Annotated in this window: 19 protein-coding genes; 8 read left to right on the plus strand and 11 right to left on the minus strand. The window is 48.2% G+C overall.

Features of this window, described 5'->3' with window-relative positions; all coding sequences use genetic code 11:
• Positions 1–51: 51 nt before the first annotated feature.
• Both ADU24_RS12955 and ADU24_RS12960 read left to right on the plus strand, forming a co-directional pair.
• Positions 52–267 (plus strand): CDGSH iron-sulfur domain-containing protein, encoded by a 216-nt coding sequence (locus tag ADU24_RS12955; RefSeq protein ID WP_053367032.1) that lies wholly within the window; start codon positions 52–54, stop codon positions 265–267.
• Between the two features lie 141 nt (positions 268–408).
• Positions 409–888, plus strand: coding sequence for a hypothetical protein (locus tag ADU24_RS12960; RefSeq protein WP_053367033.1), 480 nt, complete (start codon positions 409–411; stop codon positions 886–888).
• A gap of 151 nt (positions 889–1,039) precedes the next feature.
• On the opposite strand, the gene ADU24_RS12965 is transcribed toward ADU24_RS12960, so the two are convergent.
• From ADU24_RS12965 to ADU24_RS12985, 5 genes are all read right to left on the minus strand, one after another.
• A complete protein-coding gene (locus ADU24_RS12965) occupies positions 1,040–1,249 on the minus strand; it encodes a hypothetical protein (protein WP_053367034.1) in 210 nt (69 codons plus the stop codon).
• A gap of 45 nt (positions 1,250–1,294) precedes the next feature.
• On the minus strand, positions 1,295–1,753 hold the full coding sequence (locus ADU24_RS12970; protein ID WP_053367035.1) for a GNAT family N-acetyltransferase: 459 nt from the start codon (positions 1,751–1,753) through the stop codon (positions 1,295–1,297).
• A gap of 14 nt (positions 1,754–1,767) precedes the next feature.
• Positions 1,768–2,361, minus strand: coding sequence for a GNAT family N-acetyltransferase (locus tag ADU24_RS12975; RefSeq protein ID WP_053367036.1), 594 nt, complete (start codon positions 2,359–2,361; stop codon positions 1,768–1,770).
• A 217-nt stretch (positions 2,362–2,578) separates the two neighbouring features.
• A complete protein-coding gene (locus tag ADU24_RS12980) occupies positions 2,579–2,914 on the minus strand; it encodes a YolD-like family protein (protein WP_053367037.1) in 336 nt (111 codons plus the stop codon).
• Positions 2,915–2,934: 20 nt separating this feature from the next.
• The gene (locus ADU24_RS12985; protein ID WP_053367038.1) at positions 2,935–4,194 is read right to left on the minus strand and encodes a Y-family DNA polymerase; all 1,260 of its coding nucleotides are present in this window, start codon (positions 4,192–4,194) and stop codon (positions 2,935–2,937) included.
• 181 nt (positions 4,195–4,375) lie between these two features.
• On the opposite strand from ADU24_RS12985, the gene ADU24_RS12990 reads away from it, so the two are divergent.
• Complete coding sequence (locus tag ADU24_RS12990) at positions 4,376–4,567, plus strand: YqzH family protein (RefSeq protein WP_053367039.1); 192 nt, start codon at positions 4,376–4,378, stop codon at positions 4,565–4,567.
• A 44-nt stretch (positions 4,568–4,611) separates the two neighbouring features.
• Entirely contained in the window at positions 4,612–5,499 is an 888-nt protein-coding gene (locus ADU24_RS12995) for a proline iminopeptidase-family hydrolase (RefSeq protein ID WP_053367040.1), read from the plus strand.
• A gap of 283 nt (positions 5,500–5,782) precedes the next feature.
• On the opposite strand, the gene ADU24_RS13000 is transcribed toward ADU24_RS12995, so the two are convergent.
• Positions 5,783–6,580, minus strand: a complete 798-nt coding sequence (locus ADU24_RS13000; RefSeq protein ID WP_231689610.1) for a VanW family protein — start codon at positions 6,578–6,580, stop codon at positions 5,783–5,785.
• A 181-nt stretch (positions 6,581–6,761) separates the two neighbouring features.
• Entirely contained in the window at positions 6,762–6,893 is a 132-nt protein-coding gene (locus ADU24_RS23680) for a hypothetical protein (RefSeq protein ID WP_269432235.1), read from the minus strand.
• 117 nt (positions 6,894–7,010) lie between these two features.
• Here ADU24_RS23680 and ADU24_RS13005 point away from each other — a divergent pair, with 117 nt between their 5' ends.
• Positions 7,011–8,069, plus strand: a complete 1,059-nt coding sequence (locus ADU24_RS13005; RefSeq protein ID WP_053367042.1) for a DUF2332 domain-containing protein — start codon at positions 7,011–7,013, stop codon at positions 8,067–8,069.
• 97 nt (positions 8,070–8,166) lie between these two features.
• Here ADU24_RS13005 and ADU24_RS13010 read toward each other — a convergent pair whose 3' ends face one another.
• Together ADU24_RS13010 and ADU24_RS13015 are read right to left on the minus strand one after the other, a co-directional pair.
• Positions 8,167–8,958 carry an SDR family NAD(P)-dependent oxidoreductase gene (locus ADU24_RS13010; RefSeq protein ID WP_053367043.1) on the minus strand — a complete coding sequence of 264 codons (792 nt, stop codon included), beginning with the start codon at positions 8,956–8,958 and terminating at the stop codon, positions 8,167–8,169.
• A gap of 11 nt (positions 8,959–8,969) precedes the next feature.
• Positions 8,970–9,932, minus strand: a complete 963-nt coding sequence (locus ADU24_RS13015; protein ID WP_053367044.1) for an MBL fold metallo-hydrolase — start codon at positions 9,930–9,932, stop codon at positions 8,970–8,972.
• Positions 9,933–10,183: 251 nt separating this feature from the next.
• Here ADU24_RS13015 and ADU24_RS13020 point away from each other — a divergent pair, with 251 nt between their 5' ends.
• Positions 10,184–11,320, plus strand: coding sequence for a glycosyltransferase (locus ADU24_RS13020; protein ID WP_053367045.1), 1,137 nt, complete (start codon positions 10,184–10,186; stop codon positions 11,318–11,320).
• A gap of 111 nt (positions 11,321–11,431) precedes the next feature.
• Positions 11,432–12,451: an NADPH dehydrogenase NamA gene (gene namA / locus ADU24_RS13025; RefSeq protein WP_053367046.1), complete on the plus strand. Its 1,020-nt coding sequence runs from the start codon at positions 11,432–11,434 to the stop codon at positions 12,449–12,451.
• Positions 12,452–12,501: 50 nt separating this feature from the next.
• Here the strand turns inward: namA and ADU24_RS13030 are convergent, their stop codons facing one another.
• Positions 12,502–12,789, minus strand: a complete 288-nt coding sequence (locus ADU24_RS13030; RefSeq protein ID WP_053367047.1) for a hypothetical protein — start codon at positions 12,787–12,789, stop codon at positions 12,502–12,504.
• Between the two features lie 190 nt (positions 12,790–12,979).
• Between ADU24_RS13030 and ADU24_RS13035 the strand changes: the two genes are divergently transcribed.
• Entirely contained in the window at positions 12,980–13,252 is a 273-nt protein-coding gene (locus tag ADU24_RS13035) for a hypothetical protein (RefSeq protein WP_053367048.1), read from the plus strand.
• 94 nt (positions 13,253–13,346) lie between these two features.
• Here ADU24_RS13035 and rnz read toward each other — a convergent pair whose 3' ends face one another.
• Entirely contained in the window at positions 13,347–14,276 is a 930-nt protein-coding gene (gene rnz / locus ADU24_RS13040) for a ribonuclease Z (protein WP_053368921.1), read from the minus strand.
• Positions 14,277–14,380: the final 104 nt, after the last annotated feature.

Here is a 14,380-nt window from a genome sequence, read left to right on the forward strand (position 1 = left end):
TCATGGTTAGCATCTACCATCAAGGAGTATCATTACAAAGGGGGATTATGAATGTCAAAAGTCCAAATTAAAGTAAATGACAACGGTTCAATCAGGATTACCGGGGATGTTGAACTGCTTGACGGCCAGGGAAATGTGTATCCGTCAAAGCCTGCTTTCTCGCTGTGCCGCTGCGGCCTTTCCTCAAACAAGCCGTTCTGTGACGGCACGCATAAGGGTCAGTTCGAATCCCAGGTGCGCGTACCGGAAGAAACCGCCGGGCAATAAATAACTGCATAGCAAACTACAAGGCACCGGCCAAAATGCGCAGGTGCCTTGCGTTTTGCTTGCCGCTAGCAGATATTGACACGTTTTAGCTGTCCCTCTTGAGGTAAAAGCCCAATGAAGCATATATAATGAGGTGACAGCATGTTTTCCTGGAATGATATGATTACGTTTATTTGGGCCTTCTTTATCGTTTTGCCTTTAACATCCTTCGTTCATGCCGCCGGCCATACATTCTTTGTTGTCCTTTTTGGGGGCAAACCGGTATTAACGATGGGCAGGGGAAGGAAACTATTTTCCGTTGGCACGTTTCACGTTCATAGTCTGTACTTTGTTGATGCTTCCTGCCAATATACCGAAATTAAAAATGAGTCCCGATGGAAATACGCATTTATATATGCGGGAGGCATCCTCTTTAATGCCCTCTCCATTTTAATCGTAAACTCGCTCATCCATCTCGGAATATTGCCGAAGCACCTGTTTTTCTATCAATTTGTCTATTTCTCGGTCTATTTTATTTTTTTTGCTTTGCTGCCAATTGATTATGGGAAGGACAACCCCAGTGATGGCAAAGCGCTTTACACTGTCCTGAAATACGGGGAAACAATAAAGGAAATTGACTGACTGTTACATCAGGAACATGATTGGGCCTCTATAAAAACTAAGCCGGAAACCATCACTATTCCAAGCGGGTTCCGGCTATTTTTTCTTTAAGAATGCTCCTGCCAGCTCCTGTTACAGAGGAGAAAAGCGGATGGCCACCAAGTTAAAACCCTCAGCCTTGCCGCCCGGTTCCGCTCCGCTTCCTTCCTAAAACAAAGATTGCCGCCAGGATTGCAAATGGCACGAGCGCAACCATTTTCCATGCGTTATTCGCCCCGTAAAAGTAATAGGCAATTGGCAGCGAGGTGACAAAGCTTATGGACAGGAGAATCCTTGATTTTGCCAAAATGCCGTAAAAGAGAGTTATTACCGCTACTACCATCGACAGTTGCCACAGGAAAACGATCTTGCATCCCCCGCTTTCAGTCTATTCGGCTTGTCGCTTTTCAAAATGAGCAATGGAAAGTGTCCCGGCAATTATTCCTTCCCCTGTTTTCCTAAACCCATTCTTCTCGTAAAAACGAACAGCCGGGGTATTCCTTGCGCCAGTTGATACTATTAATCTATTTGCCTCCCGATTGTTTTGCTCCAGCCAGTGCAAAAGCTGCCGGGCAATCCCTTTCCGAAAATGTTTCGGATGGACCATCAGGCGATGGATATCAATCGTCCCGTTTTCTGTTTTAAACGAAATGGCCCCGCACAGGCTGCCATTTTCAAAATAGCCATAGAAAGTTTCACCGGACTTCATTAATGTTTCCGTTGTGTCATACAAAGCAGGAATGCCATGAAAATCAATCAGCTCCGCCTCGACCTGATAGGATGGAATCTGAATTTGCAATACGTCGAGTGCTTCTTCTTCATTTGTAATATCGATTGGCCTGATCATGTCTTTTCCCCTTGCTAGACCGCTTCTTCCATTTCCTTTTTTTGCAAATGTGCAAAGTCTTCCTTGAGAATGGCATACATTTTTAAATCGCGGTGCTTTCCTTTAATGAACGCGGCCTTCCTGTTGATTCCTTCAAACGACATGCCCACTTTTTCCATAACCCTTGCTGAGCCAATGTTTTCGGTGAAGCACCGTGCCTGGATACGGACAAGGTCCATATGTTCAAAGCCGAATTTAATGAGCTCTGTGGCGGCCTCCGTCATGATTCCCTTCCCCCACTGGCCCTGGGCAAGGACATACCCGATTTCCGCGCTGTTGTGCCTTGGCTGCCATGCTACAAAATCGATTGTTCCAATCATCTTTCCGGTTTCCTTGGATTCAATCGCCCACGGAGCAAGCTGTTTGTTTTCATATTTGCCAAGCACGAAATCGATAAAGGCTCGGGTGTCCTCAATCGTGTTATGCTTATCCCATGTCACATACCTTGCAACCTCTTCATTGGAGCCGTATGCGAACATGTCCTCCGCATCGTTCATTGTTATTTTCCGCAAAATGAGCCTTTCCGTTTCCAGCTTTGGCAAGTCCCCATAAATCATTTCAATTTCCATAAAGATTCCACCCTTTGACTTTTGTTAAAATTATCCTATCAGAGTTTTCGGGAAATTCAAGATAATTTTTAAAAAAGGTGGCGAGTGAGTTTCGGGATTCTACGATAGAGAGAATTGGACTGGTTAACAGTTTTTACTTTTAGTGGGATGAGTGCAGATTTTCAGCAGCCAGGCAGGCTCTTGTCGAGAACCTGCTTGTCTTTGCCTGTGGCGGCAGCTATTTGTCAGCGAGCCGTATGTCAGCAATGTTTTCAATGGGGATGAGGCGGGCAGTGCCCGCGGAGTCAATGATGTGGAGCTTGTGGGCGAGTTCGTCCCAATAGTGGATGTTACCGATGCAAATTTCGTAGTTGTGCCGGCGGTAGTGGGTAATCGCCACCGCCTGGTTGAATTCCATCGCTTCAGCAAGCGTTTCGTTCATCAGTTCGAGCTGCTGCTCGTCGAGTTCCGTTTTTTGTTCGTACGAATCCTCCTTCACCCAGTCTCTGAGCATTTTCACGTGCTCGGGAAGCATCATGGATGTCCATTTTATTCTGCCGCGGTCGCGAATCATCTTCTTCCCCTCTTTCCCGGTTACTTCTTATGGCCGCCGAGCAGCGATGCGCGGTGTTTGGCAGTTCCCGCTGCTGTATAGGAAACAGCCCGGAGCAGTGCCCCCGACCCGAACCGGCTTCGGATACGGTCCACCACATAGCCGAGGTCCCTTCTTTTCCCCGCACCCATATCAAAAAGGCTCATTTGGAGTTCAACGTCATCGACAATATTTCCAAGCGAAATGGAAATCTGGCGGACGGTTTTGCCGGAATAATGCCGGTGGAACAGGTCCAGGCAGACCCGGTAAATATCCATCGTCACATTGGTAGGCTCGGCAACCGTCTTTGCGCGGTGGAACCCGCCACCGAATTCATCCTGGCTGTAGCCGATCCCGAGCGTGACCGTCCTGCCCGCCTTCCGGTGCGTCCGTGCCCGGCGCGCCACCTCCTCGCACATTTCAAGGATGACGTGTTTAATTTCTTCCTCGTCCTTGTAATCCCTAAGGAGGATTTGGCTTTTTCCAAAACTGATCTGCCCTTCGATGATCGGCGCGCCCATTTCCGATAAGTCGACGCCCCAGGCATGGTAATAGAGCTGGTTGCCCATGATGCCGAATTTCTTCTCAAGCGTTTCAAGGTCATAGCGGGCAAGCTGGCCGACCGTGAAAATTCCCATTCCATTCAGCGTTCTTTCAACCCGCCGGCCGATGCCCCACATTTCCCTAAGCGGCGAGACGTTCCAAAGCTTTTTCTGGACATCCTCATACGTCCATTCGGCAATCCCGTGCTTCTTGGCCTCAAGGTCAAGGCACAGCTTTGACAGGAGCATATTCGGGCCAATGCCGATTGCGCACGGAAGCTGGAATTCCCGTTCGATGTCGTCTTTTATTTTTTTCGCGATTGTTTTCGCATCCCCCCAAAGGTTTTCGGCCCCGTCCACTTTGATGAAGCTTTCATCGACACTGTATGTATGGATGGCTTCCTTCGGGACATATCGGTGAAAGACGCGGCTGATTTCGGTCGAAATCCTCAGAAACATGCCCATCTTAGGCTCGACTACATGGATTTTCGGATCATCGGGAATTTCAAATTTGCGCGATCCGGTTTTGATGCCAAATTCTTTTTTTAAAAGCGGCGAGGCGGCGAGAACGACGCTTCCTTCCCGCCCTTTGTCGCCGACTACAGCAAGATAGCAGCCAAGCGGGTCAAGCCCTTCCATAACCGCCGCGCAGCTGGCGTAAAAGCTCTTCATATCGACGCAAAGAACTTTGTGCCGCGGCAATGTGCTGTAATCGACCATTGAATTCCCCTCCTTCTTTTTCCAAAATAAGAACATCTGTTCCGTATCATTATACCCATATCTTAAGCGAATATGCGTTCGTATTCAATGGAAATTTTACGACAGCTTTTATAAAAAAAGGGTCCATTACCATTTCAGGATGCCTTGGAAAAGAGCTATAATAAGGCTTGAGGTGCTTTTCATGGACGAAAAACTGGTGAAAAAAATGATAAAAAACTGCCTGAAGCAATATTACGGGAGTGAAAGCCAGCCGCTTGGCGAACGTGATGTAAATGACATTTGCGAACGGGTGTATAGGCTGAAAGAAGCAGAAGCTGAGGCGGATATGCGCGATATTGTAAATGACGTCGTCTATGAATTTTTAACTGGTTGAGGATTTGCAAATCAAAATTTGGTTTTAACAGGGGGAGAACAATTGTGAACATTAAAGAAGGTTTTGTGGACGTAACGGGCGGAAAGGTATGGTACCGGTGGGTAAATGGCGCAGCCAACGCCGTTCCTTTATTGGTTTTGCACGGAGGGCCCGGTTCTTCATACTATGCCTTACAGCGGCTGGACAAGCTTGCCGAAGACACAGGCCGGACTGTCGTCTACTATGACCAGCTTGGCGCCGGGCGTTCAAAGGGGCCTACGGATAAAGCGCTGTGGAACCTCGACCGCTATGTCGAAGAGCTTGGGCAGGTCCGTGAGCAATTGGGGCTGAAAGAAGTCCATATTCTCGGGCATTCGTGGGGTACGACATTACTCGCGGCTTATTTGCTGACAAAGCCGGACGGCGTGAAAAGCGCCATTTTTTCAAGCCCTTGCCTTGACGCACCCCGCTGGGCAAAAGACCAGGAGCGCCTTTTAAAAGAGCTGCCGGAAGAAACCCAGGCCGTCATCGCCCGCTGCGAGGCGGACGGCACGACCGATTCTGAGGAATACCAGCAGGCGATGCGTGTATTCGCCAAAAACTTCGTCTGCCGGATTGAAATCAGCCCGGAGGAAAGGGAAATGACATCGCAACTCGCCAACCTGGAAGTTTACAACACCATGTGGGGACCGTCCGAATTTTGCGTAACCGGAAACCTGAAGGAATTCGACTGCACACCGAGGCTGCATGACCTGAGCGTTCCGTCGCTTTTCCTGTGCGGGCGTTTTGACGAAGCGACCCCGGAGTCGACAAGTTATTTCAGCAGCCGGGTGCCAGGCGCAAAGCTGCATATTTTTGAAAAAAGCGCGCATTCGCCGTATCGGGAACAGCCCGAGGAGTACAGAGAAACCGTTGCCGCATTCCTTGATGAGGCTGAGTTTGCATCGACCTAGCAAAAAGAGAGTATCGGGCTTGCCTGGTACTCTTTTTGTTTTTGCTGAAGGCATTTTCGGGAGCCACACTAGCTTCAAACCGTCTTCATAAACTGGATGAAGACCCATTTACTCAAAAAATCCACACCAAACTGTCTTCATGAACCCGATGAAGACACTTTCACTCAAAAAGCGAGGCCAAACTGTCTTCATGAACCTGATGAAGACAGTTTCACTCCCCAACAGCACGAAAAAATGCCTTCATAACTTATGTTCCCAACCAATCCCGAAATCGGATAGGAACCTACTCCGCCTTCTCAATCAGCGCTCCATCCACTTCGTATTTTACTTCGGAAAAATTTTTAATGAGCAATTCTTCACCAATATGATTGCCTGTCACCTTGTCGATTGTCTTTCTCCAAATTTCGTTTTGCCGATAATTCCTGCCGTCTTTTTGCAAAAATTTATGGTTCCGCTCCTCGATATGATAAGCAAATGGCCAGTCGTGATTGGTGTGGATCGAACCTTTCAGGTGTTTGTCCGTCAGCCAGACTTTAACTTGAAAAGGCTGGCTTGTTGGATTGTGAAACCGCAAATCAACATAATTGTAAAAGACCCCCGCTCCGCTTCCGAATGGCAGGACCCTTCCTTCATCGGGAAACGGGTCAAAGCTATGGTGATGCCTTTCCACAACAAGAAGTGGGGTATGGAGCGCCATCCAGTAGAGCAGGTTGGCGAGCTGGCAAACTCCCCCGCCAATTCCGGTCTTTACTTCCCCCATCGACAGAAGCATTCCCTCAATATACCCTTTTTTCGCTGAAGGGGAGCCGACAAGCTTCCAGAAGGAAAACGTCTCTCCGGGGCTGATTACAATCCCGTCGATTGCTTTTGAGGCAATTGAAATGTTGACGATTTTGTTTTCCTGAAGCTTCGGGTCGCTGTCGCCGAGTTTCCTCTTCAGGAGAGATTGATGCTTTTTACAGGCAAAAGGCAAGGTTTCATTTGAAATGCATACGGCAAACTTTTTTCCCGCACCTAAATCCTCGAGATGGCGAAAAATTTGCTTTTGCTTAATCCTCAGATTGTATAAAATTGGGTGCAATTCAGAAAAGCGAATCTAAAATCCCCCCTGACAAGATTCCCCTGTATAAATTCCATGAAAGCGCTATACTTATAGTCAAAAAGGTAAGGGGTAATGAGTATGGTATGATTCATCCTTCTTGGACTTTGGATGGTTTACGTGGTATTCAGCCTTTCAACCAGCAAACACAAATTGAATCTGATTATGAAGCACTTAAATATTGAGCCAGAGAAGCCGCCAAAGGTTTCAAATGAAGAGATTGAAAAGGAGTTGGAACAGCGCTGAAGGGCAAAACAAGCAATAAGATCAGTAGTAAAAAATAAACTTTTTTCATAAGAGCAGCCTCCCCTGCAAAAACTTTTCCACCTGTATCCATAATTCGCCAAAAGAGTGCAAAATCCTTTTCTCTCTGGGGGGGGCAGTTTTCAAATTGACAAAGTGAGGAGAAAATATGGACCTTAAGTTTTTATCAAACCGTTTTATGACGTTTGCCGAAAAGGAATGCAAAGGGTCAAGTGCGCTGTACGAATATCTTTCGAAAGAAATTGCCGGTGATACCGAACTCCTCAAACTCTGTTCGCATGCCCGGAAAGGACAGCCGGTTCCAAACCTTTTGTTTGGCGCTGTCCATTATTTGCTGCTGAAGGGCGCGGACCATCCATTAAGAGGTTTCTATGCCAGCATTGAACAGACACCGCATCCGGCCGAAGCGTCATTCCCGCATTTTAAACACTTTTGCCTTGAGAACCGGATGGAAATAATTGAACTTCTTGAAACAAGGCTGGTCCAGACAAACGAAGTCAGGCGCTGCGCCTACCTCTTTCCCCTTTTCAATTACATACACGAACTCGCTGCCCGGCCGCTGGCGCTTATTGAAATCGGCACGAGCGCCGGATTCCAGCTGCTTTGGGACCATTACAGCTATACGTACGGGGATGGAGTTGAATTTGGCATAGAAGGAGCGGAAGTAAAAATCCATGCTGCGGTAAATGGGGATGTACAGCCGGTTTTTAATAAGCGAATTGCTCCGGTATCCGCCCGCTACGGACTGGATTTGCATATCAATGATGTGACTAAGGACGAGGATTCCCTTTGGATGAAGGCGCTCATCTGGCCGGAGCACCGGGACAGAAGGGAATTATTCGAGGGCGCCGTACAAAGCATGAGAACCAACCGGGAAAAAATCACCTTTATCGAGGGGGATGGCGTCGAGCTCCTTCCGCGACTAATCGAACAGATTCCGGATGACTCCGCAATTGTGGTATTCCATACGCATGTGGCCAATCAAATGCCGATGGAAACAAAATTAAAACTTCTGGAGAATGCTGAAGGAATCGCAAAAAGCCGTGATGTTTTCCACCTTTATAACAATATGAATGATGCAAATCTTCATCTGGATTCCTTCGTTGGAGGGCAAAAAAGGCATCAGCTCGCAGCCATAACTGACGGCCATGGACGATGGTTTGAGTGGAAGCTTGAAACTGGTATTGAGGCGGGAAAAACTAAGTGAGTTGGTACTGCCAACACCACACTGCTTATAAAAGTGCGTGAAAGAGCATTCAAATACAAACCGCCCATTTCCGGGATATAGAATGGGCGGTTCGAAACTATTTTTGATTAAATGCCTTTTTCCCAAGCCTTTCGAACAGCCGGGGAAACAGCGCGTAAAAGACGCTGCCCGCGTTCATCCAGCCAGGCAGGTTGATTTCGCGGACCGGCTTTATCATGCTGGCGACAACCTTTTCGGCAACATATTCAGGTTTCAGCATCCAGCGTTTTACATTTTTCACGTAGGACCCGCTTTCATCAGCGATATTGAAGAAGTTCGTTTCAATCGGCCCGGGATTGACCGAGGTCACATGAACATTGAAATCGGACAGCTCCATCCTCAGGCTGTTTGTATAACCGAGGACGGCATGTTTCGTTGCCGAGTACACGCTCGATTTCGGCGTGGCAATTTTCCCGGCCTGGGAAGCGATGTTGATGATATGTCCCGAACGGCGGGCCGTCATTTTCGGGAGAACAGCGCTTGTACATGCCATAAGCCCGATGACATTGACGTCGAACATCGCCTTAATTTCGTCGATATCCGCTTTATGGGCGAAGCGGAAGATGCCAAATCCGGCATTGTTGACAAGGATATCAATAAAGCCCAAATCCTCATATATTCGGGCAAATACAGCTTCTACCTCAACTGTATCGGATACATCAAGTCTATAGACCAGAACCTTGCTAGCATAGGCGGACTCAAGCTCGCCTTTCAGTTTCTCAAGCTTGTCAACGCTTCTCGCAAGCAGGGCAAGGTTTGCTCCCTTGGCTGCTGACTGTCTGGCGATTTCAGCGCCGATTCCTCCCGAAGCGCCTGTTATGACGATATTCTTTCCTGTCAAATTCCCCATAGCAGTTCACCTCACCTGATTTTATAATACTTTATTTTATCATCCAAAATTGGCTCGATTTCACCAAGGGAAAGCAAATAATCGACCTGGCCGGCTGTTTCGGACAAAGTTAGGCCAAGTTCGCGTTCAAAGGCGGCGGGGAACAGCTGCCGGCATATATCAAACACCGTTTTCGGTCTGTCCTCGAGCATATTTTTCACATTCATTGCACGTTCATGCTGGCGCGCGAGCCTTCTCTCAATCAGTTCAGGCAGCTTCGAAACATTTGCCCCATGCCCTGTGTAGACCATTCCGATCGGATAATCGCGAAGTTTTGCAAGCGATCGGTTGTATTGAAGCTGCGGACGAGGCCGCTCGATTCCTTTGGCAATCGGCGGTTCGAGCAACGGGTTCGGTGAGATATGGGCGATTACATGGTCGCCGGCAAGAAGCACACCATCCTTTTCCCTGTACAGCGCGATATGGCTTTGGGCATGGCCCGGCGTCTCGATCACCTGCCAGTCCGGCAAACCAGGAGGCTTATCCCCTTCCAAAAGCTCTCCAGTAAGTGATCGATTGCAGGAGTATTTAAGCGATTTTTTCAGCTGGCCGGCAAGCCTGAGATACGTTTCGGGAATTCCAAATTCAGTGAACAGGCCAAGGTAAAAGCGGTCATGCGCCGCCATAAATTCATCAGTCCGGTTAATCCATCTTTCAGCGATAGGATGCCCATAAACCTCGAGTGATTTAGGAAAATAGTCGAGAAGCCCAGCATGGTCAGGGTGGTCATGGGTCAGGACAACCATCTCGATATCTTCCGGGGCAAGGCCAAGCTCCGACAGCTGGCGATTCAATGAAGCCCAAGCCTCATCCGTTTTCGGGCCCACATCGACAAGGGCGAGCCTGTCGCTTTTTATTGCGTATACATTAACATCTCCAACCGCAAACGGGGTTTGAAGCGTGATTTTAGCGATGTTTTCCTTCCATTCAGCCATGTCTTTTCCCTCGCAACATTATTTTCAAATAAGGAGCCCGCAATTTGGCGGACGCCTTTTCTTCCAGTTTACAGATTCAGGTACATATTGTCATTATTTCCGCATAATTACGTATAGCAGAAAGAGCAGTATGCCCGGAAATACACGCCCAAGGCATTAAGGTATGTGAGACGTCTCCGGTATTCACTCCGCTCCCCGCTTCAAGCCCCTTAAAATGGTACAATTGAGGAAAACCCAACGGAGATTATGCGATGCTGATATTTTTATTATCTCTTAGTTTGTTCATTTGGATAGTTTTCCTTGCTGATGCGATGATAGGATTTAGAACGCTTGACCGGCTTGAGGAGGAACTCCCTCTTCGGGATGACCCCCTCCTTTCGGTCGTTGTTGCGGCAAAAAATGAAGAAGAGCAAATAAAGAAGAGTGTCCTCAGCCAATTGTGCCAAACGTACAGGAATACAGAATGGATTCTTGTCAATGACAGGTCGACCGACGGGACCGGCGGGGCAATGGAAGAATTAAAAACGGTTGACCCGAGGATCCGGGTCCTTCATATTACCGAATTGCCAGGCGGCTGGCTCGGCAAGAATCATGCGCTCTACAAAGGATACCTTGCCGCTAATGGCGAACGGATTTTATTTACCGATGCGGATGTTGAGTACCAGGAGGATGCTTTTGCAAAGGCACTCGGGTATTTTGAAAGAAATAAGCTTGACCACATGACCGCGGCGCCGAATATGAAAGCAAACGGTTTTTGGCTGAAATCGTTCGTCGCCTTTTTCCTGTTCGGCTTTTCCTATTACAAACGGCCTTGGACCGCAAACAATCCGAAGTCAAAAAACGGAATAGGCATCGGCGCCTTCAATCTTGTTTCAAAAGAAGGTTACGAATCGTTCGGAACCCATGAAGCGATTAAAATGAGGCCCGACGATGACCTTCAGCTCGGCATGAAAATCAAGGAGGCTGGGCGTAGGCAGCGGATTGTCAGCGCCCTGGACCTAATGGAGGTTGAATGGTACGGCTCGCTCGGCGAGGCATTGGCCGGCCTTGAGAAAAACACCTTCGCAGGCCTCCATTACCGCCTGTCGATGGTAGTCTTCGCGGTGCTTGGCACATTTGCGTCACAGGTGCTGCCGTTTTTCACATTGTTTGTGCCCGATAGGCAAATTTTTCTGTTAAGCATCGGAAATATCTTCGGGATACTGGCGCTTTACCTGCTTGTTTTGAAAAAAATGACCCGTTTTACTCCCGTATTCTTTATTGCCTTTCCGCTGACGGCATCCATCTTCATTTACAGCATTATCCGGGCGAGCTACCTCACTTTCAGGCGCGGCGGTATTATCTGGCGAGGAACAAAGTACAGCCTGAATGAATTGCGCAAGCGGTAAATTTTATAAAAAGGGAAAAGCTTTGCTATACTAAAATTAGCATTTCAAGATAAAAGAGATTGGGGATTGAGGCAGAAATCCCATCCCCTGCTTTAATAAGGAGGCTACATAATGGGAGCGAAATTGTTTACCCCTTACTCAGTTAAGGGAGTTACGTTCAAGAACAGGATTGTGATGTCGCCAATGTGCATGTATTCATGCCACAATAGGGACGGCATGGTCGAAAACTGGCACCGGACGCATTATGCTAGCAGGGCTGTCGGTCAGGCTGGCCTGATTATCGTCGAGGCGACAGCGGTAACACCCCAGGGCAGGATCTCACCGAATGACCTCGGTATTTGGAGCGATGATCACATCGCGGGCCTAAGGGAGCTCGCGGGCCTTGTAAACGAACAAGGCTCGGCCATCGGAATCCAGCTTGCCCACGCGGGAAGAAAGGCTGTTCTTGAAGGCGACATTCTTGCGCCTTCCGCCCTCGCATTCAATGAAAAATCAAAAACCCCGAAAGAGATGACGAAAGCTCAAATTGAGGAAACGATCGAAGCGTTTAAAAAAGGAGCCGAACGTTCAAAAAAAGCCGGCATTGATGTCATTGAATTGCACGGTGCCCATGGCTATCTGATCAATGAATTCCTTTCCCCTCTTTCAAACACGCGAACGGATGAGTACGGCGGCTCTGCAGAAAACCGCTATCGCTTCCTCCGTGAGATTATTGAAGCAGTCAACACCGTTTGGGATAGCCCGCTATTCGTCAGGGTATCGGCTCACGATTACCACGAAGACGGTCTGACTCCCGAGGATTATGTCCAGTTTGCAAAATGGATGAAAGAACAGGGCGTCGATTTGATTGACGTAAGTTCTGGCGCTGTTGTTCCAGCCCGAATCAATGTGTACCCTGGATACCAGGTGAAATACTCGGAAACGATCCGCGAAGGAGCCGAAATTGCAACCGGCGCGGTCGGCCTGATTACTTCGGGGATACAGGCAGAAGAAATCCTCCAAAATGAGCGCGCGGACCTGATCCTCATCGGGCGTGAGTTCCTGCGTGACCCATACTGGCCGCGGACAGCTGCAAAACAGCTTGGGTTCGAAATTGAAGCGCCAAAGCAGTATGAGCGTGGCTGGAAATAGCCTAAACCACAAACAGGGCGCCCTTCCGTGAAGAAAAGGCGCCCTGTTGTTTAATTAAATAATCTATCAGCTTCAAAGTCGGTTTTCGATTTTAAATAAAGCCCGTATTTCGCCAGCCCGATTGCAATGGCCGAAAGGAAAACATTGAAGGCCGCCGCGAAAAATGCCAGCCCGCCAAGCTCAAGCAAGAAACCAAAAACTAGCCCGGCCAATGCGCTTATGCCCAATATGTATAAAAAATGGACTCTTGGAATAAAGAAACTGATAACGCCGCTTAACAATAAAACAATTGACCCCATAATTAAAATATATGTCCCAATGAGGATAAACGCTTCCACGATAGTCCCTCCCAGAAGTAATCTACCCTATCTTTTACCCCTTCCATCCTTAAGTTAAGCATGCGTTCATAAAGTTTTTCAGTTTTCCCGAAAATAAGCGATGAATGCCCATTCATTCAGACGTCTATGGTTGATTCGTCCCCCAGTAGAGCAAACTAAGCGTTAGCAGCTTGCCGGGAGGATGATGCAATTGGAGTTTCCTGTCATACATACGAACGTTTGGGATACGATTATCGCAGTCCCGGCCATCATGGCAATTACCCAAATCCTTAAACTTTATTTTGGTATTCCAAAAGAGTATGTTCCTGCCGTGGCGCTTATTGCCGGCATTCTGTTTTCCGTCCTGATCAGCCACCCTTCCAGCCTGCTTGCCGGATTGTTCATGGGCTGGTTTTACGGATATGCTGCAATTGGCAACTATGCCGCAATGAAAACCGCCTGGAAGGCGTATAGGAAAAAATAGAAAAAATTGAATAAAGGCGTATGCATTTTAGAGCGGCAGGACCCCTTTTTTATAAAAAGAACCCGGCCCATTAATCGGGCCAGGCACTTTAACTTTACGGCTGATGCAAAGGTATCACAATTTCTTTAAAATCTTCCGCTAATTCTGTTTCTCTGAAAAACCCCCGCGCCTCCTCGAGAAGCTCCCTTGAGGCATGGCGATCATAGCGGGAGCTGATATGGGTCAGGCAAAGTTTTTTTGCACCTGCTTTTATTGCCACCCCGGCAGCCTGTGCGGTCGTGGAATGGAAATATTCATGTGCCATTTCTTCTTCGCCGGCAGCGAACGTCGCTTCATGGACGAGAAGGTCGGCAGCCTTTGCGAGGCTGATTGCATTTTCGCAATAGCGGGTGTCGCCAAGGATGGCAACAATCCGTCCTTTTTGGCGGGGGCCAAGGAAGTGGGAAGGATCAAGAATCGAGCCGTCCTCAAGCGTTACCTTTTCGCCGCTTTTAATCTTTTTATAAATCGGGCCAGGGGGAATCCCCGCCTCTTCCAGCTTTTCGGCAAGCAATGTGCCCGGTCGGTCCGCTTCGGTTATCCGGTATCCGTATGAAGGGATGCCGTGGTCAAGGTGAAGGGCTTCGACCCGGAACTGTCCATCATCAAAAACCACCCCTTCTTCAATCTCCGTAATCTTTAGGGGATATTTTAAATATGAACCGCTGATGGACAGGCTTGTTTTAATATAAAGTTCAATCCCTTTTGGGCCGAAAACCTCAACCTCTGAATCCCCTCCCTGGAAAGAGCGGCTTGATAAAAGCCCGGGGAGGCCATAAATATGGTCGCCGTGCAAATGGGTGATGAATATTTTTTCTATTCGGCGCGGCTTCAGGGACGTATGGAGGATTTGGTGCTGGGTCGCCTCCCCGCAATCAAAAAGCCAGACGCTCCCCCGCTCATCAAGCAGCTTCAGCGCCATCGACGTCACGTTCCTAAGTTTCGCGGGAATGCCCGCCCCTGTTCCAAGGAATAATAATTCCAACGTAAAAACCTCTTTCTTTTTCGAAAAAGCCTGCCCCAACCGCTGTAGTTGGCCCGGGGTAGGCTTACGTACTGTATTGTTATTTTTTATTACTATACCATACT

The sequence above is a fragment of the Bacillus sp. FJAT-27245 genome (assembly GCF_001273955.1).
In the GTDB taxonomy this organism is placed as follows: domain Bacteria; phylum Bacillota; class Bacilli; order Bacillales; family Cytobacillaceae; genus Bacillus_D.